Source organism: Streptomyces albidoflavus, from assembly GCF_000719955.1.
Taxonomy (GTDB): Bacteria; Actinomycetota; Actinomycetes; order Streptomycetales; family Streptomycetaceae; genus Streptomyces; species Streptomyces albidoflavus.
The window spans coordinates 258,689-284,315 of sequence record NZ_JOII01000008.1 but is presented as its reverse complement, the minus strand read 5'-3'; the positions used below and the strand labels follow the sequence as shown (position 1 = coordinate 284,315).

General features: G+C 74.5%; 20 protein-coding genes. 11 read left to right on the top strand and 9 right to left on the bottom strand.

Annotated features, from left to right (window positions below; genetic code table 11):
* Positions 1–5: 5 nt before the first annotated feature.
* The 3 genes from IF45_RS0112535 (at position 6) to IF45_RS0112525 (ending at position 3,928) form a co-directional block, all read left to right on the top strand.
* Positions 6–719, top strand: coding sequence for a peptidyl-tRNA hydrolase (locus tag IF45_RS0112535; RefSeq protein WP_030307411.1), 714 nt, complete (start codon positions 6–8; stop codon positions 717–719).
* Between the two features lie 111 nt (positions 720–830).
* Positions 831–2,159 (top strand): MbnB/TglH/ChrH family RiPP precursor modification enzyme, encoded by a 1,329-nt coding sequence (locus IF45_RS0112530; RefSeq protein ID WP_030307410.1) that lies wholly within the window; start codon positions 831–833, stop codon positions 2,157–2,159.
* A gap of 122 nt (positions 2,160–2,281) precedes the next feature.
* A complete protein-coding gene (locus tag IF45_RS0112525; RefSeq protein ID WP_030307407.1) occupies positions 2,282–3,928 on the top strand; it encodes an alpha/beta hydrolase in 1,647 nt (548 codons plus the stop codon).
* Between the two features lie 13 nt (positions 3,929–3,941).
* Here the strand turns inward: IF45_RS0112525 and hemQ are convergent, their stop codons facing one another.
* Positions 3,942–4,658 (bottom strand): hydrogen peroxide-dependent heme synthase, encoded by a 717-nt coding sequence (gene hemQ / locus IF45_RS0112520; protein WP_003951588.1) that lies wholly within the window; start codon positions 4,656–4,658, stop codon positions 3,942–3,944.
* A 4-nt stretch (positions 4,659–4,662) separates the two neighbouring features.
* Positions 4,663–6,135: a protoporphyrinogen oxidase gene (gene hemG, locus IF45_RS0112515; RefSeq protein ID WP_037637936.1), complete on the bottom strand. Its 1,473-nt coding sequence runs from the start codon at positions 6,133–6,135 to the stop codon at positions 4,663–4,665.
* Positions 6,136–6,296: 161 nt separating this feature from the next.
* On the opposite strand from hemG, the gene IF45_RS0112510 reads away from it, so the two are divergent.
* Both IF45_RS0112510 and IF45_RS0112505 read left to right on the top strand, forming a co-directional pair.
* Positions 6,297–7,301 (top strand): DUF4349 domain-containing protein, encoded by a 1,005-nt coding sequence (locus IF45_RS0112510; protein WP_030307403.1) that lies wholly within the window; start codon positions 6,297–6,299, stop codon positions 7,299–7,301.
* A 70-nt stretch (positions 7,302–7,371) separates the two neighbouring features.
* A complete protein-coding gene (locus IF45_RS0112505) occupies positions 7,372–8,751 on the top strand; it encodes an FAD-dependent oxidoreductase (RefSeq protein ID WP_030307401.1) in 1,380 nt (459 codons plus the stop codon).
* Between the two features lie 54 nt (positions 8,752–8,805).
* Here the strand turns inward: IF45_RS0112505 and hemE are convergent, their stop codons facing one another.
* Positions 8,806–9,870 (bottom strand): uroporphyrinogen decarboxylase, encoded by a 1,065-nt coding sequence (gene hemE, locus IF45_RS0112500; protein WP_018894654.1) that lies wholly within the window; start codon positions 9,868–9,870, stop codon positions 8,806–8,808.
* Between the two features lie 126 nt (positions 9,871–9,996).
* Between hemE and IF45_RS0112495 the strand changes: the two genes are divergently transcribed.
* From IF45_RS0112495 to IF45_RS33620, 6 genes are all read left to right on the top strand, one after another.
* Positions 9,997–10,674: a DUF3000 domain-containing protein gene (locus tag IF45_RS0112495; RefSeq protein ID WP_030307399.1), complete on the top strand. Its 678-nt coding sequence runs from the start codon at positions 9,997–9,999 to the stop codon at positions 10,672–10,674.
* Positions 10,675–10,906: 232 nt separating this feature from the next.
* Entirely contained in the window at positions 10,907–11,569 is a 663-nt protein-coding gene (locus IF45_RS0112490; protein WP_003951582.1) for a response regulator transcription factor, read from the top strand.
* A 76-nt stretch (positions 11,570–11,645) separates the two neighbouring features.
* Positions 11,646–12,944 (top strand): HRDC domain-containing protein, encoded by a 1,299-nt coding sequence (locus tag IF45_RS0112485; protein ID WP_030307396.1) that lies wholly within the window; start codon positions 11,646–11,648, stop codon positions 12,942–12,944.
* 183 nt (positions 12,945–13,127) lie between these two features.
* The gene (locus IF45_RS0112480; protein WP_003951579.1) at positions 13,128–14,348 is read left to right on the top strand and encodes a thiolase family protein; all 1,221 of its coding nucleotides are present in this window, start codon (positions 13,128–13,130) and stop codon (positions 14,346–14,348) included.
* Positions 14,345–16,477 (top strand): 3-hydroxyacyl-CoA dehydrogenase NAD-binding domain-containing protein, encoded by a 2,133-nt coding sequence (locus IF45_RS0112475; protein ID WP_003951578.1) that lies wholly within the window; start codon positions 14,345–14,347, stop codon positions 16,475–16,477. The genes IF45_RS0112480 and IF45_RS0112475 overlap by 4 nt, the downstream gene beginning before the upstream one ends.
* A gap of 124 nt (positions 16,478–16,601) precedes the next feature.
* Complete coding sequence (locus IF45_RS33620) at positions 16,602–17,003, top strand: PIN domain-containing protein (RefSeq protein ID WP_018469480.1); 402 nt, start codon at positions 16,602–16,604, stop codon at positions 17,001–17,003.
* A gap of 41 nt (positions 17,004–17,044) precedes the next feature.
* Here the strand turns inward: IF45_RS33620 and IF45_RS0112465 are convergent, their stop codons facing one another.
* From IF45_RS0112465 to IF45_RS0112440, 6 genes are all read right to left on the bottom strand, one after another.
* A complete protein-coding gene (locus IF45_RS0112465) occupies positions 17,045–17,662 on the bottom strand; it encodes a TOPRIM nucleotidyl transferase/hydrolase domain-containing protein (RefSeq protein ID WP_030307393.1) in 618 nt (205 codons plus the stop codon).
* 49 nt (positions 17,663–17,711) lie between these two features.
* Positions 17,712–19,280: a glycosyltransferase family 39 protein gene (locus tag IF45_RS0112460; RefSeq protein WP_030307391.1), complete on the bottom strand. Its 1,569-nt coding sequence runs from the start codon at positions 19,278–19,280 to the stop codon at positions 17,712–17,714.
* A 110-nt stretch (positions 19,281–19,390) separates the two neighbouring features.
* Positions 19,391–20,908: an amino acid permease gene (locus IF45_RS0112455; protein WP_003951574.1), complete on the bottom strand. Its 1,518-nt coding sequence runs from the start codon at positions 20,906–20,908 to the stop codon at positions 19,391–19,393.
* A gap of 119 nt (positions 20,909–21,027) precedes the next feature.
* A complete protein-coding gene (gene dxs / locus IF45_RS0112450) occupies positions 21,028–22,953 on the bottom strand; it encodes a 1-deoxy-D-xylulose-5-phosphate synthase (protein WP_003951573.1) in 1,926 nt (641 codons plus the stop codon).
* A 327-nt stretch (positions 22,954–23,280) separates the two neighbouring features.
* A complete protein-coding gene (locus IF45_RS0112445; protein ID WP_030307388.1) occupies positions 23,281–24,648 on the bottom strand; it encodes a sugar ABC transporter permease in 1,368 nt (455 codons plus the stop codon).
* Positions 24,645–25,424 (bottom strand): ATP-binding cassette domain-containing protein, encoded by a 780-nt coding sequence (locus IF45_RS0112440; RefSeq protein ID WP_008406829.1) that lies wholly within the window; start codon positions 25,422–25,424, stop codon positions 24,645–24,647. Before IF45_RS0112440 ends, IF45_RS0112445 begins: the two co-directional genes overlap by 4 nt.
* Between the last annotated feature and the right edge of the window lie 203 nt (positions 25,425–25,627).

The following is a 25,627-nucleotide window of genomic DNA, read 5'->3' as shown; positions in this document are numbered from 1 at the left end:
GCTCCGTGACCAGCGAACCCCTCTCCGACAGTCCCTTCCGTGACGAGCGCACCGCCCGCGACGAGGCACCGCAGTTCGTGCTGCCGCTCGTCGTCCGGCTGGAGCGCGCCGAGCCGCCCGCCCTCACCGACGCGCTCCAGACGGCCGCCCGGGCCGTCCTGACGCTGCTCAGTGATCCCCGCTCCGAGGGGGACGGCGTGTGGGCGGAGGCGGTGCGGGACTGGCAGGACGCGCGGATCCGCAAGGTGGTGCGGCGGGCCCGGGGCGCGGAGTGGCGCAAGGCCGCGGCCCTGCCGGGGATCACGGTCGAGGACGGCGGTGCCGAGGTGCGCGTCTACCCGCCGGTGCCGCTGGACGGCTGGCCCAGGGAGCTGGCCAAGCTCCAGGTCTCCGGCACCGAGCTGGAGGACCCCGAGGAGCCGGGCGAGCCCGCGCCCGGCGTCCCGGTGCTCTGGCTCAACCCGGACGTGCCCATGTCGGCGGGGAAGGCGATGGCGCAGGCGGGCCACGGGGCGCAGCTGGCCTGGTGGCAGCTGTCGGGGGCGGAACGGGGCGCCTGGCGCGAGCAGGGTTTCCCGCTGGCGGTGCGGACCGCCGGCGCGGAGCGCTGGAAGGAGCTGGTGGAGAGCGGGCTGCCGGTGGTGCGGGACGCCGGGTTCACGGAGATCGCGCCCGGGTCGTGCACGGTGGTGGCGGAGCATCCCGCGTTGGTGGGGTGAGGGCGGCGAAGCTCAAATCCTGCTCTGAAGAGGGCGGGTGACGGTTCCGGGGCGGACGGCGGCGGGCAGGGTGGCCGCAGGGACCGGGGGGTTCCTGGAGGGGGTGGCGGTATGGAACGGCTGGGAACGGGGATCGGCTGGCGGCCCGCGATCGCGGAGGCCGTCGAGGCGATGGCGGGGATCGAGTGGGTGGAGGTGGTGGCGGAGAACGTCTGTCCCGGTCACCTCCCCGACTCCCTGTTGCGGCTGCGGGAGCGTGGGGTCGCCGTGGTGCCGCACGGGGTGGGGCTGGGGCTGGGCGGCGCGGAGCGGCCCGATCCGGTGCGGCTGGCGGCGCTGGCCGAGCGGGCGGAGGCGCTGGGGTCGCCGCTGGTCACCGAGCACATCGCGTTCGTCCGGGCGGGCGGGGAGCGGACCGCGTCGCGCGGGCTGGAGGCCGGGCACCTGCTGCCGGTCCCCCGCACCCGGGAAGGGCTCGCGGTGCTCTGCGAGAACGTGCGGATCGCCCAGGACCAGCTGCCCGTGCCGCTCGCCGTGGAGAACATCGCGGCGCTCTTCTCCTGGCCGGGCGAGGAGCTGACGGAGGGGCAGTTCCTCTACGAGCTGGCCGACCGGACCGGGGTGCGCCTGCTGATCGACGTCGCCAACCTGCACACCAACCACGTCAACCAGGGCGAGGACCCCGCAGCCGCTCTCGACGCGCTGCCGCTGGAGGCGCTGGCGTACGTCCATGTGGCGGGCGGGTTCGAGCGGGACGGGGTGTGGCACGACAGCCACGCCCACCCGGTGCCGGAGCCGGTGCTGGCGGTCCTGGCCGAGCTGGCCTCGCGGGTGCGGCCGCCCGGGGTGCTGCTGGAGCGGGACGAGCGGTTCCCGTCGGCGGCCGAGCTGGAGGCGGAGGTCGCGAAGATCCGGCGGACGGTGGCGGTGGCCGGCCGGGACCGGGTCCCGGTGGGGGCGGGGGCCCGGCCCGGGTCCGCCCCGGCGTCGGGGGCCGGGGCGGCGACCGGCCCGGTGGCGGACGAGGCGGCGCGGACGCGGCTGGCCCTCGGGCAGACGGCGCTGCTGTCGGCGCTGGTGGCGGGGACGCCGGCGCCGGAGGGGTTCGACCGGGGGCGGCTGCGGGTGCAGAGCCGGATGCTGACCGCCAAGCGGGGCTCCGTGGTGGTCTCCCTCGCCCCGGAGCTGGAGCAGATCCTCGGCGACACGTACCGGCCGCGCTTCCTGCGGTACGCGGCGGGCCGGCCGCTGACCGGCGGGTACCGCGCGGACGCGCTCGCCTTCGCGCTGCACACCTTGCGGGAGGAGCCGCCGGCCGAGCGGGCGGTCCGGCGCGCCCTGCGCGACTGGTGGATCGAGCGCTCGGGCCGCGCCTCCCTGGTGGGCAGGCCCTGGGCCCGGTGGGCCAGGGTGGCGCGCTTCGCCCTGCTGGGGCGCTGAACCCGGCGGCCGTGTTGGGCCGATCCGAGCGGGTCCGTCCAACACGCGCCCCGGTGCTTGCCCCTGCCGACCGGCCTGCGAATCATCCCTAGGGCTGTCATCGGCCGGACGAAAGGGACGCGATGCGCGCGCCGCTCATCCTCACCGCCGCCGGAGCGCTGCTCCTCACCCCGCTCGCGGCTCCCCCGCAGGCGCCCGCGGCCGGGGCTCCGGCTCCGCCCGGCGGCCCCGAGGCGCGCGGGGTGGCGCTGGCGGCCGAGCGGGCGGCGCGGACCCCGATCGCCTTCGGGCCGTGCCCGGACGAGGAGGGGCTGCCCCGGTCGCTGGAGTGCGGCACGGTACGGGTCCCGCTGGACTACGCGCGGCCGGACGGCGAGCAGATCGACCTGACGGTGAGCCGGGCCAAAGCGGCGGGCCCGAAGAACGAGCGGCAGGGCGCGCTGGTCTTCAACCCGGGCGGTCCCGGCTCCTCCGGGATGCTCTTCCCGCTGGTGGGGATCTTCCCCGAGTGGAAGCGGCTGGCCTCGGTCTACGACCTGGTCGGGTACGCGCCGCGCGGGGTCGGCCGGTCGGCGCCGCTCTCCTGCCGGGACCCGCGCGAGAAGCCGGACGGGAACTGGCAGGCCCCGGAGCACCCGACCGAGCAGCAGAAGGCCGGCCGGAAGGCCGAGGCCGAGGCGTACGCGCGGGGGTGCGCCGAGCGCGGCGGGAAGCGGCTGCGGCACATCCACTCGCTGAACAACGCCCGCGACCTGGACGTGGTGCGGGCCGGCCTCGGTGAGCGGAAGCTGACGTTCATGGGCGCGTCGTACGGCTCGTACTTCGGGGCGCTGTACGCGAAGCTCTTCCCCTCGCACGTGCGCAGGATGGTCTTCGACTCGGCGGTCGACCCCTCGCCCTCGCGTGTCTGGTACCGGAACAACATGGCGCAGTCGGCGGCGTTCGAGAAGCGGTGGGCGGACTTCCGGCGGTGGATCGCCTCGCACGACGCGGCGTACGGCATGGGCACCGACGAGGCCCAGGTGCTGGCGGGGTACCGGCGGGCGCGCGAGAAGCTGGCGGCCGAGCCCGCCGGGGGCACGGTCGGCCCGGCGCAGCTCCAGGCGGTGATGTTGCGGGCCCAGTACTACGAGGACTACTGGCCCTCGCACGCGGAGGCGCTCGCGGCGTACCTGAAGGGTGATCCGCAGCCGCTGGTCAATCTGGCGACGCCGCTGGAGGAGGGCCGGGTGGAGGCGGAGAACGCGCGGGCCGTCTACACGGCGGTGGAGTGCAACGACGCGCCGTGGCCCACCAGCTGGCAGACCTGGGACCGCGACCACACCCGGCTCGCCCGCACGGCGCCGTTCGAGACCTGGGAGAACGCCTGGATGAATCTGCCGTGCGCGTACTGGAAGGAGCCCCGGCAGACGCCGATGGACGTGCGGGTGGCCCCCGGTGAGCTGCCGCCGACGCTGATCCTCGCCGGGGAACGGGACGCGGCGACCCCGTACGCGGGCGCGCTGGAGCTGCGGCGGCGGCAGCCGGACGCCGCGCTGGTGACCGAGCGGGGCGCGGGCACGCACGGGCTGGCGGGCGGGCCGAACGCCTGCGTCAACCGGCACGTGGAGGCCTACCTGATCGACGGGAAGCTCCCCGCGCGCTCCACCGACTGCGCGGCCCGGCCGGCCCCCGAGCCGGAGGCGCAGGAGGCCGGGACGCGGGCCGCCGGGGGCGGGGCGCGGCCGGCGCTCCCCCGGGTCGCCGGGTGGTTCCCGGCGGCCCGGTGAGGCGGGGCGGGGCTCAGGCGAGCTGGGCGACCAGGTCGGCGACGGACTTGCGGCGCCCGGTGTAGAAGGGCACCTCCTCGCGGACGTGGCGGCGGGCCTCGGAGGCGCGCAGGTGGCGCATGAGGTCGACGATGCGGTACAGCTCGTCGGCCTCGAAGGCGAGGATCCACTCGTAGTCGCCGAGGGAGAACGAGGCGACCGTGTTGGCGCGGACGTCGGGGTAGCCGCGCGCCATCTTGCCGTGGTCGGCGAGCATCGCCCGGCGCTCCTCGTCGGGGAGGAGGTACCACTCGTAGGAGCGGACGAACGGGTAGACGCTGATGTAGTCGCGGGGGGTCTCGTCGGCGAGGAACGCCGGGATGTGCGACTTGTTGAACTCGGCGGGGCGGTGCAGCGCCATGTTCGACCAGACCGGCTCCAGCGCGCGCCCGAGGCGGGTGCGGCGGAAGAGGTTGTACGCCTCCTGGAGGGCGTCGGCGGTCTCGGCGTGCCACCAGATCATCACGTCGGCGTCGGCGCGCAGACCGGAGACGTCGTAGGTGCCGCGGACGGTGACGTCCTTGGCGGCGAGCTTGTCGAACAGGTCCTGGACCTCGTCGGCGTAGCCGGACCGGTCCTCGGGGAGCACGTCGCGGAGCTTGAAGACGGACCACAGGGTGTAGCGGATGACCTCGTTGAGGTCCTTGGCCTTCTTGCCCGCGTTGGGGATCTTCTCGGGAGCAGCACTCATGGGGTCATTCTCCCGCGTGCCCGGACGGGCCCGACGCCGGGTCGCCCTGTGGGCGGGCCGCCATGACCTGGCGGGCCGCCTCGGTGGCGGAGGCGACGCAGGCGGGGATGCCGACGCCGTCGTAGGCGGCGCCGCACAGGGCGAGGCCGGGGGCCTTGGCGACCTGGTCGCGGACGCGGGCGACGCGGGCGAGGTGGCCGACCGGGTACTGGGGAAGCCCCTGGTCCCAGCGGGTCACGTGGGCGTCGACGGGCTCGGCGTCGACGCCGGTGGCGGCCTTGAGGTCGCGTCGGGCGAGGGCGAGCAGGCCGGCGTCGTCGCGGCCGAGGATCTCCTCCTCGCGATGGCGCCCGACCGAGGTGCGGACGACGTGCAGCCCCGGTTCCTGCTCGGCGATCCACCGCCATTTGCGTCCCGCGAAGGTGGCGGCCTTGACGGTGCGTCCGTCGACCGGCGGCACGAGGAAGCCGCTGCCCTGCGGCAGCTCGGCCTCGTCCGCGCGGAAGGCGAAGGTCATCAGGGCCATCGAGGCGTACTCGATCTCGGCGAGGTCGGCGGAGGCGGCCGGGAGTTCGGCGGCGAGCAGCCGGGCCGCCTGGGGCGCGGGGACGGCGAGGACGACGGCGTCGGCCTCCAGGGACTCGGGCGCGTCGGGGGTGCCGGTGGTCAGCCGCCAGCCGCCGGGAATGCGGGCGAGGCCGGTGACGGGCGTACCGGTGCGGATGCGGCCGCCGCGGGCGCGGACGGTGTCGGCGACGGCGAGCGGGAGGCGGCCGACCCCGCCGTCGATGCCCATGAAGACGGGGTCGGTGCGCGGGTCGGCGGCGGTGCGGGCCTGGAGCGCGCGGACCCCCTCGGTCAGGGAGGTGTGCTCGCGGGCGGCGGCGAAGAGCTGGGGGACGGCGGCGCGCAGCGAGATGCGGTAGGCGTTGCCGGCGTAGACGCCGCCGAGGAGGGGTTCGACGAGCCGGTCGACGACCTCGCGGCCGACCCGGGCGGCGACGTACTCGCCGACGGCGATGTCCTCGCCGACCTCGGTGCGGGGCAGGGCGCGGTCCTCGGCGATCCGCGCGACGCCCTCTTCCGAGAGGACCCCGGCGAGGCTGGCCGGGTCGGCGGGGACGCCCATGACGTGGCCCTTGGGCATGGGGCGCAGGGCGTCGCGGGTCCACAGGGAGGCGCTGGCGGTGGCGGGGGGCTGGAGGGCGTCGGCCAGTCCCGCCTCACGGGCGAGGCCGACCGCCTCGGGGCGGCGGGCCAGCATCGACTCGGCGCCCAGGTCGACGCGGACGCCGCCGATCTCGCCGGTGCGGAGCTTGCCGCCGAGCCGCTCGGAGGCTTCCAGGAGGGTGACGCCGGCCCCGGCGTCGAGCAGGCGCAGCGCGGCCGTGAGCCCCGCGACGCCGCCTCCGACGACCACCACACGGGGGCTCGCGCCACCCGCTCCCGCCGGGTTTCCCTCTGTTTCCGCGCGCATGGAGCCACTGTCTCAAACCGGACGCGGCGGGCGGCCGCCGGGGCGGCGCGCTTCCGTTACCGGTTCGCGACCCGGGAGGCGAAACCCGCCGGTGCGCTGCTCCGTCGTAGCGGCACAGGCGCCCCCGAGGGGTGGGCGCGGAAGGACAAGGGGGGCGGCGGATGAGCCGGATGCGGGGATCGAGCGGCGGCCGGATCGCGGGGCGGCGGGCGGCCGTGGTGCTGGCTGTGGCGGTACTGGGGCTCGCGGGGTGCTCGGCCGGGCCGGACTCCGGCGCGTCGTCGGCGGCGGACCGCGCGGTCGCGCCGTCGGCCGCCGACGGCGCGGGCGGCGGTCAGGCCGACAGCGCGAAGCGGGAGTCGGCGGACGAGGCGTCGGACGGGAAGGCGCGCCCCCAGCTGAAGGGCGTCCACCTGGTCCGGACGGCCGAGCTGCACCTGCGGGTGGAGGACGTGCCCGCCGCGCTGGCCTCGGCCCGCTCGGTGGTGGAGGGCGCGGGCGGCTACGTCGGCAACGAGTCGACCCGGCGCGACTCCCAGGACCACGAGCGGTCGACCGTGGTGGTCCGCGTCCCGCAGGAGAAGTACGACGCGGTGCTGGACTCGCTCGGCGAGGGCGGCGAGGTGGTGTCCCGGCGGACCAGCGCGGAGGACGTCACCGAGGAGGTGGTGGACGTCGAGAGCCGGCTGAAGTCGCAGCGCGCCAGCGTCGCGCGGGTCCGGGAGCTGATGGACCGGGCGGAGAAGCTGAGCGACATCGTCTCGCTGGAGGGCGAGCTGAGCAGCCGCCAGATGGAGCTGGAGGCGCTGCTGGCCCAGCAGTCCTCGCTGAAAGACCGCACCTCGATGGCGACGGTCACCCTCCAGCTGACCGAGCGGACGGCGAAGACGGAGTCGCGGGAGGACGACGGCCCGACCTTCACCGACGCGCTCTCCGGCGGCTGGTCGGCGTTCGTGGCGACGCTGCGCTGGCTGACCGTGGTGGTCGGGGCGGCGCTGCCGTTCGTCCTCGCCCTCGGACTGGCCCTGCTGGCCTGGCGGTTCACGCGCCGCCTGCGGCGTCCGGCCGCCGCCGTGCCCGCGGTGCGGGAGGCCGGCGACGGGACGGACGCGGAGGGTTCCACGGCGGAGCCGGCCGTGCCGACGGCGCGGGAGGAGCGGGACTGAGACCCCGCTGGCGCGCCGTCCCGGCCGGCTGCCCCGGCCGGGACGGCGGCCGCCCGCGTAGCGTGGCGGCATGAGAGAGCGACTGGTGGTCATCGGTGGGGACGCGGCCGGGATGTCCGCCGCGTCACAGGCACGCAGGCTCAAGGACCCGGACGAGCTGGAGATCGTCGCCTTCGAACGCGGGCACCACGCCTCGTACTCGGCGTGCGGCATCCCGTACTGGGTGGCCGGTGACGTCGACGACCCGGAGCAGCTGGTGGCGCGGACGCCGGAGGAGCACCGGGCCCGCCACATCGATCTGCGGACGCGGACCGAGGTCACCGAGATCGACGTGGCCGGCGGCCGGGTCCGGTCGCGGCGGCTGCCGGACGGGCAGGAGGTGTGGACCGGCTTCGACAAGCTGGTCGTCGCCACCGGCGCGCGCCCGGTCCGGCCGCCGCTGCCCGGCATCGACGCGCCCGGCGTGCACGGCGTGCAGACCCTCGACGACGGGCAGGCCCTGCTGGACACCCTGCGGGGGACGAAGGGGCGGCAGGCGGTGGTGGTCGGCGCCGGGTACATCGGCGTGGAGATGGCGGAGGCGCTGCTGCGGCGCGACTACGAGGTGACGCTGCTCAACCGGGCCCCGGAACCGATGACGACCCTCGACCCCGACATGGGGAGGCTGGTCCACGAGGCGGTCACCGGGCTCGGCATCCGGATGGTCAACGAGGCCGAGGTGACCGAGATCCGTACCGACGAGCAGGGCCGGGCCCGCGCCGTGGTGACCTCGGACGCCGAGTATCCGGCGGACGTGGTGGTGCTGGGGATCGGCGTCCGCCCGGAGTCGGAGCTGGCCGAGGCGGCGGGGCTGCCGGTGGGCGACTTCGGCGGCATCCTCACCGACCAGGCGATGCGGGTGCGCGGCCAGAGCGCGATCTGGGCCGGCGGCGACTGTGTGGAGGTGCTGGACCTGGTTGCCGGCCGCCAGCGGCACATCCCGCTGGGCACCCACGCCAACAAGCAGGGCCAGGTCATCGGCACCAACGTGGGCGGCGGTTACGCGACCTTCCCCGGCGTCGTCGGCACCGCCGTCAGCAAGGTCTGCGACCTGGAGATCGCCCGGACCGGGCTGCTGGAGGCGGAGGCGCGCGAGGCCGGCTTCCAGTTCGTCACCGCGACCGTCGAGGCGACCAGCCGCGCCGGGTACTTCCCCGGCGCCGCCTCGATGACGGTGAAGATGCTGGCCGAGCGGCGCACCGGGCGGCTGCTGGGAACCCAGATCGTGGGCCGCGAGGGCGCGGGCAAGCGGGTGGACGTGGCGGCGGTGGCGCTGACGGCCGGTATGACGGTCGAGCAGATGACCGCCCTCGACCTCGGCTACGCCCCGCCGTTCTCCCCGGTCTGGGACCCGGTCCTGGTCGCGGCCCGCAAGGCGACGCAGGCGGTACGGGCCCACGGCGCGGGCTGAGCCTCAGGTGCCGGCCGGTCCCCCGGTGGGGCGGCCGGCACCAGGGCTCGCGGCTCAGCGCGCGGTGCGGGTGTGGACGTCCTCGACCAGGCGGGTCAGGGCGTCGGGGTCGGTGTCGGGCAGGACGCCGTGGCCGAGGTTGAAGATGTGGCCCTCCAGCCCTTCGGCGGCCTGGAGCACCTCGCCGGTCTTGGCGCGGACGGCCTCGGTGGGGGCGAAGAGCACGGCCGGGTCGAGGTTGCCCTGGACGGCCTTGCCCGGGCCGATCCGGCGGGACGCCTCGTCCAGCGGGATGCGCCAGTCGGCACCGACCACGTCGGCCCCGGCCTCGCCCATCAGACCGAGGAGTTCGCCGGTGCCGACGCCGAAGTGGATGCGCGGCACGCCGTACCCGGCGACGGCCTCGAAGACCTTGCGGGAGGCGGGCATGACCGAGCGGCGGTAGTCGGCGGGGGCCAGCGCGCCGACCCAGGAGTCGAAGAGCTGGACGGCGGAGGCGCCGGCCTCGATCTGCACCTTGAGGAAGCCCGCGGTGATGTCGGCGAGGCGGTCGAGCAGGTCGGCCCAGAGTTCCGGGTCGCCGTACATGAGCGCCTTGGTGTGCTCGTGGTTGCGGCTGGGGCCGCCCTCGACGAGGTAGCTCGCGAGGGTGAACGGGGCGCCGGCGAAGCCGATGAGCGGGGTGGCGCCGAGTTCTGCGGTGAGCAGCCCGATGGCCTCGGTGACGTACCAGACGTCCTCGGGGGTCAGGTCGCGCAGGCGGGCCAGGTCGGCGCGGGTGCGGATGGGCTGCTCGACGACGGGGCCGACGCCCGGCTTGATGTCGAGGTCGATGCCGATGGCCTTGAGCGGGACCACGATGTCGCTGAAGTAGATGGCGGCGTCGACGTCGTGGCGGCGGACGGGCTGCATCGTGATCTCGGTGACCAGCTCGGGGCGCATGCACGAGTCGAGCATCGCGATGCCCTCGCGGACCTTGCGGTACTCGGGCAGTGAGCGGCCCGCCTGGCGCATGAACCACACCGGGGTGTGCGGCACCGGCTCACGCCGGCACGCCTTGAGGAAGGCGGAGTCGTGGGGTGCGGTCGGCTGGCCCGTCGGGCGGTCGTTGGCGCTCACCCTTGAAGTCTCGCACGAGCCCGGAACACGCTTACCGACAGGTTGTGGACACCGCCACGGCGCGCGGGACCACCCGGCCGGGTGTCCTCCCTGCACACGGGCGCCGTTCCCCTTAACCTTCCCGGCATGGCTGCGGCTCAGGGACATCTATCGGACGGCACTGACGGTACGGACGGCACGGGGGGCGCACGCGGGCCAGGGGCCGGCGCGGACGACGCGCCACCGGGTTTCCGCGCGGCGGTACGGGCCCTGGAGGAGGCCAGGCTCCGGCCGGAGATCGAGGTCGAGGCGACCCCCGCGCCCCGGCGGCTGGCGCCGTTCGCGTACGCGCTGGAGGCCGCGGTGGTCCAGGACGGCGAGGATCTCTCCGACGGCCGTCTCGTGCTGCTCCACGACCCGGCCGGGCACGACGCCTGGAAGGGCGCGTTCCGTCTGGTCACGCTGGTACGGGCCGAGCTGGAGCCGGAGATGGCGGCCGACCCGCTGCTGCCGGAGGTCTGCTGGTCCTGGCTGACCGGCGCCTTCCAGGCCCGTGGTCTGGTGCACGGGGAGGCGAGCGGCACGGTGACCCGCGCCTCCTCGCACCACTTCGGCGGCCTCTCCGCCCGCCGCCCGGCCTCCCAGATCGAGATCCGCGCCTCCTGGACACCCCAGGAGGGCCCGGGCGGCGCCCCCGACACCGCCGGCCACCTCACGGCCTGGTCCGATCTGCTGGCCCGCATCGCCGGGCTGCCGCCGGTGGCGGCGACGGACGCCTCGGTGGTCTCGCTCCCCCAGCGCCGGGGGCCGCGACCACACGGGTGAGGGGGCCGCGGGCGGGACCGGAAGGACTCGTACGCGTGGCCGGGCGTCCAGGGTCGTCCGTCGGAAGGCCGTACGGATGTTCGCCTGTGGGCGCCCGCGGGTCACCAAATCGTGATCATTCCCTAAAGGACGCGTCCAATGCTGCCGAAGACCCTATTGACCTAGTCAGCACGGATCGCCCCGGCTTCTTCCCCGAGCCGGCCCCGTCCCGCCATCCCCTTCAGGAGGCCTGGTGTCCGTTCTTCTCGAGCAGCCCGCAAGCCTGGTCGCCTACCGCCCGAACAAGCCGACGGCCATGGTCGTCGTCGCCGACCAGCGTGTCCGTTCCACGGTCACCCGCCACCTGTGGGCGCTCGGCGTTCGCGATGTCATCGAGGCATCGTCCATTGCGGAGGCCCGCCCCCGCGTCGGCAACCCGCGCGACATCTGCGTCGCCGACGTCCACCTTCCCGACGGTTCGGGACTGACCCTGCTCTCCGAAACCCGCGCGGCGGGCTGGCCCAACGGCCTCGCCCTCTCCGCCGCCGACGACATCGGCGCGGTGCGCAACGCCCTCGCCGGGGGCGTCAAGGGGTACGTCGTCACCGGTACGCGTACCAACATCGGGCTCCCCACCCGGCCCGGCGCCGCCCCGATCGGCTCCGCCGCCGCCCGTATGCACCGCCGTCCCCCGGGTGCCCCGAGCCACCCGGGCGGCTACCGCGAACTCTCCGGCCGTGAGGTCGAGGTGCTGCGGCTGGTGGCGGAGGGCCAGTCCAACAAGGCCATCGGCGTCTCGATGGGCCTGTCCGCGCTCACCGTCAAGAGCCACCTCGCCCGGATCGCCCGCAAGCTGGGCACCGGGGACCGCGCCGGGATGGTGGCGGTGGCCCTGCGTACCGGCATCATCCACTGACCCGCGTCGTGCGCACCCGTCCGCCGAGGGAACGTTCCGTCGGCGGACGTGGCGTGTACACCGATACCCTTGACCGGTGACCGACGCCCAAGAGACCGCAGCCGACCCTTCGCCGCTCGCCCCGTCCCAGCCGCCGAGCCCGTCCGACGCGGACGGCCCACCGGCCGCCCTCCCGGCTCCGGTCCCGCTGCTGGCCCCGCGCGAGGGAGTGCCCGAGGTGGTCGCCTCCGAGGCGGCCCTCGCGGAGACGGTGGCGCGGTACGCGGCCGGCAGCGGTCCGCTGGCGGTCGACGCCGAGCGGGCCTCGGGCTACCGCTACGGGCAGCGCGCGTACCTCGTGCAGCTGCGCCGTGAGGGCGCCGGTACGGCCTTGATCGACCCGGTGGCCTGCCCCGACCTCTCCGGCCTCGGCGAGGTCGTCGAGGACGCCGAGTGGCTGCTGCACGCCGCCACCCAGGACCTGCCCTGCCTGCGCGACATAGGCATGGTCCCCCAGCGCCTCTTCGACACCGAGCTGGCCGGGCGGCTCGCGGGCTTCGCCCGGGTGGGTCTCGGCGCGATGGTGGAGAACGTCCTCGGCTACTCCCTGGAGAAGGGCCACTCCGCCGTCGACTGGTCGACCCGCCCGCTCCCCGAACCGTGGCTGCGGTACGCGGCGCTCGACGTGGAGCTGCTGGCCGACCTGCGCGACGCGCTGGAGGAGGAGCTGGCCGGGCAGGGCAAGCTCGAGTGGGCGCACCAGGAGTTCGACGCCATCGCCTCCGCTCCCCCGGCACCGCCCCGCAAGGACCCCTGGCGGCGGACCTCCGGCATGCACAAGGTGCGCCGCCGCCGGCAGCTCGCCGTGGTGCGGGAGCTGTGGAACGCCCGGGACAAGATCGCCCAGCGGCGCGACATCTCGCCCGGCAAGGTGCTCCCGGACGCCGCCATCGTGGAGGCCGCGCTCGCCCTGCCGGTGGACGTGCAGGCGCTGGGGCGGCTGCGCGGCTTCAGCGGACGGGCCGGCCGGCGCCAGCTCGACCAGTGGCAGAGCGCCGTGGACCGGGCGCGGGCGCTGACCGAGACGGAGCTGCCGCAGCCCGGCGCCGCCCCGTCGGGCCCGCCGCCGCCGCGTGCCTGGGCCGACCGGGACCCGGCCGCCGCCGCCCGGCTGTCGAAGGCCCGCGCGGACATCTCGGCCCGCGCCGAGGAGCTGCGGCTGCCGCAGGAGAACCTGATCACCCCCGACACCGTGCGACGGCTGTGCTGGGAGCCCCCGGCCGACCACGGGCCCGCGGCGGTCTCGGCCGCGCTCGCCGGGTACGGGGCGCGGCCCTGGCAGATCGAGCAGGTGACCCCGCTGCTGGTCGACGCGCTGGACGCGCCCGCCGCGTAGCCCCCGGCGAACTCGGTACGGCCCCCTGGCGCCCCGCGCCGGGGGGCCGTTCGCGTGTGAGCTTCGCCGCTGTGGCCGGGGGGACTGGGCAGCTTGGTTACCCGCAAGTAGCATGGCGGTATCGCAGGCGCGTTCCGGCGCGCCGCGCAGCAGTGCCACCCCGCACCCTGGAGGAGAGCCATCGTGCCTCGTACCATCCGGGACGTCGTCTTCGTCGACGGCGTCCGCACCCCGTTCGGCAAGGCGGGCCCCAAGGGCATCTACCACGAGACCCGTGCCGACGATCTGATCGTGAAGGCGATCCGGGAGCTGCTGCGCCGCAACCCGGACCTGGACCCCAAAAAGATCGACGAGGTGGCCATCGCCGCCACCACGCAGATCGGCGACCAGGGCCTCACGCTGGGCCGCACGGCGGGCATCCTCGCCGGGCTGCCGCAGTCGGTACCGGGCTACTCCGTCGACCGGATGTGCGCCGGTGCCATGACGGCCGTCACCACGACGGCCGGCTCCATCGCCTTCGGTGCCTACGACGTGGTCGTGGCCGGCGGTGTCGAGCACATGGGCCGCCACCCGATGGGTGAGGGCGTCGACCCCAACCCGCGGTTCGTCTCCGAGAAGCTCGTCGACGAGTCGGCCCTGTTCATGGGCATGACCGCGGAGAACCTCCACGACCGCTACCCCACCATCACCAAGCAGCGCGCCGACGCGTACGCGGTCCGCTCGCAGGAGAAGGCCGCCAAGGCGTACGCCAACGGCAAGATCCAGCAGGACCTGGTGCCGGTGTCGGTCCGCCGCACCAACGCCGAGGCCGGCGAGACCGGCTGGGGCCTGGCCACCGCCGACGAGCCGATGCGCCCGGGCACCACCCTGGAGTCGCTGGCCGGGCTGAAGACCCCGTTCCGTACCCACGGCCGGGTCACCGCGGGCAACGCCGCCGGTCTCAACGACGGTGCCACCGCCTCGCTGCTCGCCGCCGAGGACGTGGCGAACGAGCTGGGCCTGCCCGTCAAGATGCGTCTCGTCTCGTACTCCTTCGCGGGTGTCGAGCCGGAGGTCATGGGCTACGGCCCGATCCCGGCCACCGAGAAGGCACTGAAGCAGGCCGGGCTGACCATCGACGACATCGGTCTCTTCGAGATCAACGAGGCGTTCGCCGTGCAGGTGCTCGCCTTCCTGGAGCACTACGGCATCGCCGACGACGACGCCCGCGTCAACCAGTACGGCGGCGCCATCGCCTACGGCCACCCGCTGGCCTCCTCGGGCGTCCGCCTGATGACCCAGCTGGCCCGGCAGTTCGAGGAGCAGCCGGAGGTCCGCTACGGCCTGACCACCATGTGCGTCGGCTTCGGCATGGGCGCCACGGTCATCTGGGAGAACCCGCACTTCACCGGAGGCAACAAGTGAGCACCTCTACCGCCGAACTCCTGAAGGGCGCGGCCGAGCTGTTCCCGGACGAGGTCGTCACCCAGGCGCACGTACGCCACCTGGACCTGCCCGCCGGCGCCGGGCGCTTCGCGCTCGTCACGCTCGACAACGGGCTGGACCACACCAAGCCGACCACCTTCGGCCCGCAGTCGCTCGCCAACCTCGACAAGGCGATCGACCAGGTCGAGAAGGAGGCCGCCGAGGGCTCGATCGTGGGCGTCGGTGTCACCGGCAAGCCCTTCATCTTCGCCGTCGGCGCCGACCTCAAGGGCGTCGAGCTGCTGAAGCAGCACGCGGACGCCGTCGCCATCGGCAAGGGCGGCCACGACGTCTTCAAGCGTCTCGCCACGCTGGCCGTGCCGACCTTCGCGTACTACAACGGCGCGGCCATGGGCGGCGGCGTCGAGGTCGGTCTGCACTGCGCGTACCGCACCGTCTCCAAGGCGGTCCCGGCCTTCTCGCTGCCCGAGGTCTTCCTCGGCCTGGTGCCCGGCTGGGGCGGCTGCACGCTGCTGCCGAACCTGATCGGCGCCGACCGCGCGGTCTCGGTCATCATCGAGAACTCGCTCAACCAGAACCGTCAGCTCAAGGCCAAGCAGGTCCTCGAACTGGGCATCGCCGACGCCCTGTTCGAGGGTGCCGACTTCCTGGAGCAGTCGCTGGCCTGGACGGCCTCCGTCCTCAACGGCGACACCGAGGTCTCCCGCCCCGAGGTCGACCGGGGTGCCGCCTGGGACGAGGCCGTGGCCCGCGGGCGCGCGATCGCCGACTCCAAGGTGCACGGCGCGGCCCCGGCCGCCTACCGCGCGCTGGACATCATCGCCGCCGCCAAGGACGGTGACCTCCAGGCCGGTTACGACGCCGAGGACACCGCGCTCGCCGACCTCATCATGAGCGGTGAGCTGCGCTCGGGCCTGTACGCCTTCAACCTGGTGAACAAGCGCGCCAAGCGTCCCGCCGGCGCCCCCGACAAGAGCCTGGCCCGCCCGGTCTCCAAGGTCGGCGTGGTCGGCGCGGGCCTGATGGCCTCGCAGCTGGCGCTGCTCTTCCTGCGCCGCCTCGAGGTGCCGGTGGTCCTCACCGACATCGACCAGGCGCGGATCGACAAGGGTGTGGGCTACGTCCACGCCGAGATCGACAAGCTGCTCGGCAAGGGCCGCATCAACCAGGACAAGGCCAACCGCCTCAAGGGCCTGGTCTCCGGTGTGCTCGACAAGGCCGAGGGCTTCGCGGACGCGGACTTCGTCATCGAGGCCGTCTTCGAGGAGATGGGCGTCAAGCAGCAGGTGTTCGCCGAGGTCGAGGCGGTCGCCCCGGCCCACGCGATCCTCGCGACCAACACCTCCTCGCTCTCGGTGAGCGAGATGGCGTCGAAGCTGAAGCACCCCGAGCGGGTCGTCGGCTTCCACTTCTTCAACCCGGTCGCCGTGCTGCCGCTGCTGGAGATCGTCCGCGGCGAGCAGACCGACGACGCCTCGCTCGCCACCGCCTTCGGCGTGGCGAAGAAGCTGAAGAAGACCGCCGTGCTGGTCAAGGACGCCCCGGCGTTCGTGGTCAACCGCATCCTCACCCGCTTCATGGGCGAGATCCAGAACATCATCGACGAGGGCACCCCGGTGGCCACCGCCGAGAAGGCCGTCGAGCCGCTCGGCCTGCCGATGTCCCCGCTGGTCCTGCTGGAGCTGGTCGGCCCCGCGATCGGCCTGCACGTCTCCGAGACGCTGCACGGCGCCTTCCCGGACCGCTTCACCGTCTCGCCGAACCTCAAGGCGGTCGTCGAGGCAGGCAAGCGCGGCTTCTACGTCTACGACTCGGGCAAGCCCGAGCTGGACCCGGAGGTCGCCGCGCTGCTGAAGCAGGGCGACACCGTCCTCACCGAGGAGCAGGTCCTGGAGCGGGTCACCGGCGCGGTCGCGCAGGAGATCGGCCTCATGCTGGACGAGGGCGTCGTCGCCGAGGCCCAGGACATCGACCTGTGCCTGATCACCGGCGCCGGCTGGCCCTTCCACCTGGGCGGCATCACGCCCTACCTGGACCGGGCCGGCGTCGCCGAGCGCGTCAACGGCAAGCCGTTCCTGGCCCCGGGCGTGGCGAGCGTACCCGCGTAAGGCAAGAGCGGCGCCGCGCGCCCCCGTGACGGGGTGAGCGGAAGGGGCCGTGTCCGGGGAGGGATTCCCGGGCACGGCCCCTTCGGTGTGTGGCGGGGCGGAGCCGGGGAGGGAGGATGGGGCCATGGACACCCACCCCGCCCCGGCCCCCCGCCCCCTCCTCGTCGTCGACGGGGCCAATGTCGTCGGGTCGGTGCCCGACGGGTGGTGGCGGGACCGGCGGGGTGCGGCCGAGCGGTTGCGGGACCGACTGGTGCGGGTGGCCGAGGAGGGGGTGGCCGAGGTGGCCGGGCCGGTCGAGGTGGTGCTGGTGGTGGAGGGGGCGGCACGCGGGGTGGAGCCGGTGCCGGGGGTGCGGGTGGAGTCGGCGCCGGGCAGCGGGGACGACCACATCGTGGCGGTGGCCGCCTCGGCCGCCCCGGGCCAGGAGTGCGTGGTGGTGACCGCCGACCGCGAACTGCGCGAGCGGGTCGCGGCGCACGGGGCGCGGTCGGTGGGGCCGAGGGCGGTACGCGGGGCGGGATGAGCGGCCCCGCCGCACGACGGCCCGGCCCGGAGGACCGGGGGCTACAGGCTCGCGAAGAGGTGCGTCAGGGGTGCCGGGACCTGGCCGGGGCCGAGGGCCTCGACGAGGAGGTGGCCGTAGCGGATCTTTCGGCCCTTCTTCGTGCCGAGGAAGCGGCGGAGCTGCTGGGGGCGGGGGCGGCCGAGCTGGGCGGGCTGGCGGAGGAAGGTCTGCCAGGCGCGGTCGTCGCCCTCGGCGTGGACGAGCTCCTCGACGCGGGCGGTGCCCAGCGCGCGGATCAGTTCGTCCTCCAGGTCGGCGGAGCAGGCGAAGACGGCGTCGGCCGGGGCGCCGGCGCGGCCGAACCCCCGCTCGTAGAAGGGGCGTTCGCGGATGTCGCAGAGGCCCGTCAGGCGCAGGCCGAGGCCGGGCGGGCCGAGGGTGAGCGCGTACCGGCCGACGTTCATCGCCCCGGCCATCTGCACCACGCACACGCCCTCGGCGGCCAGGTCGCGGCCCTGCCGTGCGGCCAGCGTCTCGACGGCCGCCAGGTCGCTCAGCCCCTCCAGCAGCACCGCCGCGCGTACGCCGAGCCGTCCTGCCAGTTCCCGCGCCCGCTCACCCGGTCCGCCGTTCGCCCTGCCGCCGACCGCTTCCCGGAACGCGCTCGTCTCCGCCATGCCGGGGAGTCTGCCCCGTTCCCGGGGCCGGGGCACGGGATTTACGCCGTCAGCGGTCCCGCAGGACGTACAGCCGGGCCCCGTCGACGGTGCCCGCCGGGCGGTAGCGCTCGGCGAGCAGCGCGCGCAAGGTGGGCAGGTGGCGGGGGGACCAGTCGCCGCCGCGTGAGTCGTCGACGAGCAGGTGCGGCGGGTCGGCGGCGGTCTCGGCGCGGAAGACGTGCCAGGTGCCCGGGACGGCGTACGGCTCGCCGGTGCGGGCGCCGGAGCGGCCGCCGCTGTGGTTGGTGAGCAGACCGGCGGTCAGGTAGCGGCTGGCGGGCGGGCGTCCGGCGAACCAGTACGTCTCGGGGTGCATGGTCCACACCAGGACGCGTTCGCCCGGCGCGGTGCGGTCGCGTACGGCGTGGGCCAGCCGGACGGCGTGGTCGGTGTCGGGGCGGGGCGCCAGCAGGCCCCACAGGACGAAGAGGGCGGCGAGTCCCGCTGTGGCGCGCAGCGCCCCGGCCCGCGCGCCGGGAGGGCGGCGGTGCAGGGCGCGGGCGGCCAGCAGGGCCAGGGGCGGCACCAGTTGCAGGTAGTAGTGGCCGAAGAAGTGCAGCCCGGTGACGACGGCGAGGGCGGAGCCGCCGAGCCAGAGCCGCAGTTCGGCGGGGGCGCGGCCGGCCCGGGCCAGCGGCAGCAGCAGCGCGGCCGAGGCGGCGGCCAGCAGGGCGGCGTTGACCAGGGCGCGGGCCAGCACGTGCGGGACCGAGCCGGAGAACGAGGCGTAGGCGCCGGAGCCGGTCACCGTCCAGAAGAGGAAGCCGGCCGGGTCGGTGGCGAGGGCGGTGGCGAGGACCGGCAGGGCTCCGCCGAGGGCGAGGCGGGCCAGGTCGCGGGCGCCGGCGCCCGCGCGCCACCACAGGAGCAGGACGGGCAGCAGGACGACGGCGCCGGTCTGCTTGACGAGGAAGGCGGCGGCGAGGGCGGCGCCCGCCGTGCCCCAGTGGTGGCGGTCGGCGCACCAGAGGGCGGCGGCGGTGGCCGGGAGCAGGAAGACGGCGAAGGCGGCGGCCTGGGTGTCCTCGGGGTTGAGGCCGACGGAGAGCAGCAGGTGCAGCAGGCCCGCGGTGCGCCCGGCCGCGCTCCCCCAGCGGCGGCGGGCCAGGGAGGCGATCAGCAGGGCGGTGGCGAGCTGGGCGAGGACGGCGGCGACGCGGACCGGGGTGAGCGAGGTGTCGCCCCAAAGAGTGAACGCCCCTTCGTAGAGCCAGGGCAGGAGCGGGGGTTTGCGGTCGACGACGTCGAGGTAGAGCGTGCCGCCGTCGGCGAGCAGCCGGGCCTGTATGGCGAGGAAGCCCTCGTCCGGGTTCCAGAGCGGCAGCCGGAAGGAGGGCAGCCGGGTGGCGCAGGCGACGAGGGCGAGTCCGGGGAGGAGGCGCAGCCAGGGGGCGAGGGCGCGGGCGCGGGGCGCGGGGGCGGCCGGCGGGGGCCGGTGGGGCGTGGGGGCGGGTGCGGTGCGCGGTGGCGGCAGCAGGGCCGGTGGGGCGGCGGGCGGGCCGGTGCGGGCCGGGCGTTCCGGGGTGAGCGTGGGGGCGGCCGGGGCGTCGGCCGCCGGGGGGTGCTGGTCGCGCATGCCTGCCTTCGGGCCCGGGTGGTCGCGGGGAGCGTCCGCCCCCGTGGCGGCACCCTAGTGGCCCCGTATGTCCGGATGTGGCAGGACATACGGGGCCGGGGCGAAGGCGGTCAGAGGTCGCCGGCCTGGGTGCCGCGGCCGAGGCGGCTGTGGGTGCGGCCGTAGACGAAGTAGACGAGGACGCCGAGGAGCATCCAGACGGCGAAGCGCAGCCAGGTCTCGGCGGGCAGGTTGAGCATCAGCCAGAACGAGGCCAGCACCGAGAGGATCGGGACCAGCGGGACCAGCGGGGTGCGGAAGGCGCGCGGCAGGTCGGGGCGGCGGCGGCGGAGCAGGATCACGCCGAGGGCGACCACGACGAAGGCGAAGAGGGTGCCGATGTTGACCAGTTCGGCGAGTTCGTCGATGGAGGTGAACCCGGCGAGCAGCGCGACGACGCCGCCGAGGAGCAGGGTGGAGCGGTACGGCGTGCCGAAGCGCGGGTGGACGCGGGAGAAGGCGCGGGGCAGCAGACCGTCGCGGCTCATGGCGAAGAAGACCCGGGTCTGGCCGAGCAGCAGGATCATCGAGACCGAGGTGAGGCCGACGGCGGCGCCGAAGCTGATCAGGCCGGCCCAGAACGGGTGGCCGACCGACTTGAACGCGTCGGCCAGGGGCGCGTCCGTGGACAGCTCGGTGTACTTCTGCATGCCGGTGACGACGATGGAGACGGCGACGTACAGCAGGGTGCAGATGAAGAGCGAGCCGAGGATGCCGCGCGGCACGTCCCGCTGCGGGTTGTGGGTCTCCTCGGCGGCGGTGGCGACGATGTCGAAGCCGATGAAGGCGAAGAAGACCACGGCGGCCGCGGTGAAGATGCCCATCACGCCGAAGTTGGCCGGGGTGAAGCCGGTCATGAGCTGGATGAGGGGGGCGTGGATGCCGCCGCCGCCCTCCACCTCCTGGCTGGGCGGCACGAACGGGTCGTAGTTGGAGCCGGTGATGAAGAAGGCGCCGACGATGACGACGAGGAGCACGACGGTCACCTTCACGGCGACGACGATGCCGGTGACCCGCGAGGAGAGCTTCATCCCGGCCACCAGGACCAGGGTGAGCGCCACCACGAGGAGGGCGGCGAGCAGGTCGAACCCGAAGTCGCCGTTGTGGGTGCCGGAGAGCCACTGCGGCAGGTGGAGCCCCGCCGTGTCCAGCAGCGAGCGCATGTACCCCGACCAGCCGACGGCGACCACGGCGCAGCCGAGCGCCAGCTCCAGGATGAGGTCCCAGCCGATGATCCACGCCGGGAACTCGCCCAGTGAGGCGTAGGAGAAGGTGTAGGCCGAGCCGGCCACCGGCACCGTGGAGGCGAACTCGGCGTAGCAGAGGGCCGCCAGGGCGCAGACCAGGCCGGCCACCACGAAGGCGATGGCGACGCTGGGGCCCGCGGTCTCCTTGGCGATCTTGCCGGTGAGGACGAAGATGCCGGTGCCGATGATGACGCCGACGCCGAAGACGGTGAGGTCGAGGGCGGACAGCGACTTCTTGAGGGCCGTCTCCGGCTCCTCCGTGTCCCGGATCGACTGCTCGACACTCTTCGTCCTGAAGAGGCTGCTCAAGGGTGTACCTCCCGCGCTGGTCGTCCCCGCCATGATCGGAGGGCGGTGCGCAGCGCATGCCCCGACGCGGCCCGCTTCACGCGAATGGGCCGGGCCCACCACCCGTGCGGGGTGGTGGGCCCGGCCCATGGCCTGCCCGGAGGCGGGAGGGGTCAGTCGCGGGCCGGCTCGACGGCCTGGGCCGGGGTGCCGTGCTCGTACCGCCCGTCGAGCTTGGCGACGAGGCCGGTGACCTGCCGGGCGATGTCCGGGGCGGTCAGGCCGATCTCGGCCAGCACCTCCTTGCGGGTGGCGTGGTCGAGGAAGCGCGGCGGGATGCCGAAGTCGCGCAGCGGTACGTCCACACCGGCGTCGCGCAGCGCCTGGGCGACGGCCGAGCCGACGCCGCCGACGCGGCTGTTGTCCTCGACGGTGACGACCACGCGGTGCTGCTCGGCGAGCGGGGCGAGGGCCTCGTCGACCGGCTTGACCCAGCGCGGGTCGACCACGGTGGTGGAGATCCCCTGCTTGTCGAGGAGACCGGCGATCTCCAGGCACATCGGGGCGAGCGCGCCGACCGAGACGAGGAGCACGTCGGGGCGGGAGGTGCCCGGCTCGCGCAGTACGTCCATACCGCCGACGGTGCCGAGGGCGGGGACGGCGGGGCCGACGGCGCCCTTGGAGTAGCGGACGACGGTCGGGGCGTCCTCGACGGCGACGGCCTCGCGCAGCTGGGCGCGGAGCTGGTCGGCGTCGCGCGGGGCGGCGATCCGCAGGCCCGGGACGACCTGGAGGATGGACATGTCCCACATGCCGTTGTGCGAGGCGCCGTCGGTGCCGGTGACCCCGGCCCGGTCCAGGACGAAGGTGACGCCGCAACGGTGCAGGGCCACGTCCATCAGGAGCTGGTCGAAGGCGCGGTTGAGGAAGGTGGCGTAGACGGCGAAGACGGGGTGGACGCCGCCGCTGGCCAGGCCCGCCGCGGAGACCGCGCCGTGCTGCTCGGCGATGCCGACGTCGTAGACCCGCTCGGGGAAGGCGTCGGCGAACTTCTGGAGGCCGACCGGCTGGAGCATGGCGGCGGTGATCGCCACGATGTCCTCGCGCTCCTTGCCGAGCCGGACCATCTCCTCACCGAAGACCGAGGTCCAGTCGGCGCCGGAGGCGGAGACGGGCAGGCCGGTGTCGGGGTGGATGACGCCCACCGCGTGGAAGCGGTCGGCCTCGTCCTGGACGGCCGGCTGGTAGCCGCGGCCCTTCTCGGTGAGGCAGTGCACGATGACCGGGCCGCCGAACCGCTTGGCGCGGGCCAGCGCCGACTCCAGGGCCTCGATGTCGTGGCCGTCGATCGGGCCGACGTACTTCAGGCCGAGGTCCTCGAACATGCCCTGCGGGGCGATGAAGTCCTTGAGCCCCTTCTTGGCGCCGTGCAGCGTCTCGTAGAGCGGGCGGCCGACGACCGGGGTGCGCTCCAGGAAGTCCTTGCCGCGGGCGAGGAAGCGCTCGTAGCCGTCGGTGGTGCGCAGGGTCGCCAGGTGGTTGGCGAGGCCGCCGATGGTGGGCGCGTAGGAGCGCTCGTTGTCGTTGACGACGATGACCAGCGGGCGGTCCTTGGCGGCGGCGATGTTGTTGAGCGCCTCCCAGGCCATGCCGCCGGTGAGGGCGCCGTCGCCGATGACGGCCACGACGTGGTCGTCCTTGCCGCGGACCTCGTTGGCCTTGGCGAAGCCGTCGGCCCAGCCGAGCACCGTGGAGGCGTGGCTGTTCTCGATGACGTCGTGCTCGGACTCGGCGCGCGAGGGGTAGCCGGAGAGGCCGCCCCTGGTGCGCAGGCCGGAGAAGTCCTGGCGGCCGGTGAGCAGCTTGTGGACGTACGACTGGTGGCCGGTGTCGAAGAGGACCTTGTCCTTCGGCGAGTCGAACACCCGGTGCAGGGCGATCGTCAGCTCCACGACGCCGAGGTTCGGGCCGAGGTGGCCGCCGGTCTTGGAGACGGCGTCGACGAGGAAGGCCCGGATCTCTGCGGCCAGCTCGTCAAGCTGCTCCGGGCTGAGACGGTCCAGATCGCGCGGTCCCGTGATGCGGGTCAGCAGCGGCACCCGTGCCTCCTTGCAGTAGAGCGTTTTCGAGCTTTGCCGGGTCTGTCGAGTCTAATGTTCCGCTTCCCCCGCCCCGCACCGGGCGGCCGGGATCTGCGTCACGCGGACTCGCCGCGATGCTAGTCCTGTCCGGTCCCGGACGGGTATGCCCGGGGGGCCGGACGGGTGTGCGGGCGCCCCCGGACGCCCCCGGGCGGGCCGGGCGGCGCACCGGCGCGCCCGGCCTCCTGGCGGGGAGACCGGGCGCGGCGGCGGGGCGGTGCGCGGCGGCCGGGACGGGGCCTCTGGGGGTGGCCCCGGTCCGGCCGCGGCGGGCTCGGAGCCTGGTCAGGCGCGGCCCGCGGTCTTCTGGGTGCGGCGGGAGACCGAGTCGATGACGACGGCGGCCAGCAGGACCACACCGGTGATCATGGACTGGACGGCGTCGCTGGAGCTGCCGGACATGTAGAGGCCGGTCATGATCGACTGGATGACCAGGATGCCGATCAGCGCCGACCAGGGCGTGCCCCGGCCGCCGAAGAGGCTGGTGCCGCCGATCACGGCCGCCGCGATGGCGAGCATCAGGGTGTCGCCGCCGCCGAGGTTGGAGTCGGCGACGCCGGCCTGGGAGGCGATGAAGAGGCCGCCGAGGCCGCCGAGAAACCCGGAGATGGTGAAGACGGAGATCCGGACCCAGACGACGTTGATGCCGGCCCGGCGGGCCGCCTCGACGCCGCCGCCGACCGCGAAGACCTGGCGGCCGTAGCTGGTCCGCTTCAGGACGAAGGCGGCGAGGACGACGACGCCGACGAAGACGGTCAGGCCGAGCGGCAGGCCGCTCTCCTGGTTGAGCATCCAGGCGGTGGCGAAGGCGAGGACCGCGACCACGCCGGAGCGCAGCAGCACCTCGCTGAGCGGGCGGTGCGGCAGGTCGACCGCGCGGCGCCGCTTGCGGTCCAGGAGCTGGCTGCCGAGGTGGGCGGCGACGGCGACCAGCGCGAGGCCGTAGGCGGCGGCGATGTCGCTGAAGTAGGTGTTGTTCAGCCCCTGGACGACGCCGCCGGAGATGTTGTTGATGCTGAGCGTGTTGCCCATGACGTAGAGCTGGAGGCCGCTCCAGCCGAGGAAGCCGGCGAGGGTGACCACGAAGGCCGGGACGCCGATCCGGGCGAAGAAGAAGCCGTGCAGGGCGCCGATCGCGCCGGCCGCCAGCAGGCCCAGGAGGACGGCGAGCCCTTCGTTCAGGTCCTGCTTGACCGCGAGGACCGAGGTCAGCGCGGCCGTCAGCCCCGCCACCGAGCCGACCGAGAGGTCGATCTCGCCGAGCAGCAGGACGAAGACGATGCCGGTGGCGATGAGGCCGGGGCCGACGATGTACTGCGCGATGTTGGTGAGGTTGGACGGGTCGAGGAACCGGCCGGTGGTGGTCTCGAAGATCGCCCAGATGACGACGAGGCCGACGAGGACCGGTATCGAGCCCAGTTCGCCGCCCTTGATGCGCCGCTTGAAGTCGGTGAGGTATCCGGCGAAGCCCTGCTCGCGGACGAGCAGCCGCGGGTCGACCGGGGTCAGCGCGTCGGTGGCGGGCGCGCCCGCGTCGACCGGCCCGGCGGGGGCGGGCACGGTGGTCTTCGTGGTGCCCTCGGCCTCGGCGGGGGCCTGGTCCGCGGCCGCGGGGCTCTGCCCGGGCTGCTTGCCCGGCTGGGTGTCGCTCACTGTGCTGCCTCCGTGGTGCGGGCCTTGCGCCGGGTCACCGCGTTCTCGGTGGCGCCGGTGATCGCGGAGATGATCTCCTCGTGGCTGGTGTCGGCCACGTCGAAGACGCCGTTGTTGCGGCCGAGCCGCAGGACGGCCACCTGGTCGGCGACGGCGAGGACGTCGGCCATGTTGTGGCTGATGAGGATGACGGCGAGGCCGCGCTCGCGCAGCCGCTCCACCAGGTCGAGGACCTGCGCGGTCTGCTCCACGCCGAGGGCGGCGGTCGGCTCGTCGAGGATGACCAGCTTCGGGTCGCCGACCAGCGCGCGGGCGATGGCCACCACCTGGCGCTGGCCGCCGGAGAGCGAGGCGATCGGGATGCGGACGCTGGGGATGCGGATGGAGAGGGAGTCCAGGAGCTCCTGGGCGCGCTTCTCCATCGCGACCTCGTCCAGGACCTTGCCGCGGGTCGCCTCGCGGCCCAGGAAGAGGTTGGCGACGACGTCGAGGTTGTCGCAGAGCGCGAGGTCCTGGTAGACGGTGGCGACGCCGAGGTGCTGGGCGTCCTGGGGGCGGGCCACGGTGACAGGGCGGCCCTCCCACTCCAGGGTGCCGTCGTCGATGGGGTGCACCCCGGCGATCGTCTTGACGAGGGTGGACTTGCCGGCGCCGTTGTCGCCGACGAGGGCGAGGACGGAGCCCGCGCGGACTTCCAGGTCGACCTCGGTGAGCGCCTGAACGGCACCGAAGCGCTTGGAGATTCCGCGCAGCGCCAGCACGGGCGCAGCGGACATGAGAACCATCTCCTTCGCCGCCCCGGCCCCCTCGGCGCGCAGGGGCGCGGGCAGGGCGGGGACGGGCGGGGGGTGGGCCGGGCTCGGGGCCCGGCGGGCAGGTCGGATCAAGGGCCCGGGCGACTCGGGGAGAGCGGCGGGCGGCCGGGCGGCCGGCCTCACGAGGAGGGCGGGCCGTCCGGCGGGGTGGTGCGTACGGCGCC

Bases quoted from the DNA above. Each gene is read 5' to 3' on its own strand.
- IF45_RS0112530 (WP_030307410.1), top strand. From the start codon at position 831: ATGGAACGGCTGGGAACGGGGATCGGCTGGCGGCCCGCGATCGCGGAG.
- IF45_RS0112525 (WP_030307407.1), top strand. From the start codon at position 2,282: ATGCGCGCGCCGCTCATCCTCACCGCCGCCGGAGCGCTGCTCCTCACC.
- hemQ (WP_003951588.1), bottom strand. From the start codon at position 4,658: ATGAGTGCTGCTCCCGAGAAGATCCCCAACGCGGGCAAGAAGGCCAAG.
- hemG (WP_037637936.1), bottom strand. From the start codon at position 6,135: ATGCGCGCGGAAACAGAGGGAAACCCGGCGGGAGCGGGTGGCGCGAGC.
- IF45_RS0112510 (WP_030307403.1), top strand. From the start codon at position 6,297: ATGAGCCGGATGCGGGGATCGAGCGGCGGCCGGATCGCGGGGCGGCGG.
- IF45_RS0112505 (WP_030307401.1), top strand. From the start codon at position 7,372: ATGAGAGAGCGACTGGTGGTCATCGGTGGGGACGCGGCCGGGATGTCC.
- IF45_RS0112495 (WP_030307399.1), top strand. From the start codon at position 9,997: ATGGCTGCGGCTCAGGGACATCTATCGGACGGCACTGACGGTACGGAC.
- IF45_RS33620 (WP_018469480.1), top strand. From the start codon at position 16,602: ATGGACACCCACCCCGCCCCGGCCCCCCGCCCCCTCCTCGTCGTCGAC.
- IF45_RS0112465 (WP_030307393.1), bottom strand. From the start codon at position 17,662: ATGGCGGAGACGAGCGCGTTCCGGGAAGCGGTCGGCGGCAGGGCGAAC.
- IF45_RS0112460 (WP_030307391.1), bottom strand. From the start codon at position 19,280: ATGCGCGACCAGCACCCCCCGGCGGCCGACGCCCCGGCCGCCCCCACG.
- IF45_RS0112455 (WP_003951574.1), bottom strand. From the start codon at position 20,908: ATGGCGGGGACGACCAGCGCGGGAGGTACACCCTTGAGCAGCCTCTTC.
- IF45_RS0112440 (WP_008406829.1), bottom strand. From the start codon at position 25,424: ATGTCCGCTGCGCCCGTGCTGGCGCTGCGCGGAATCTCCAAGCGCTTC.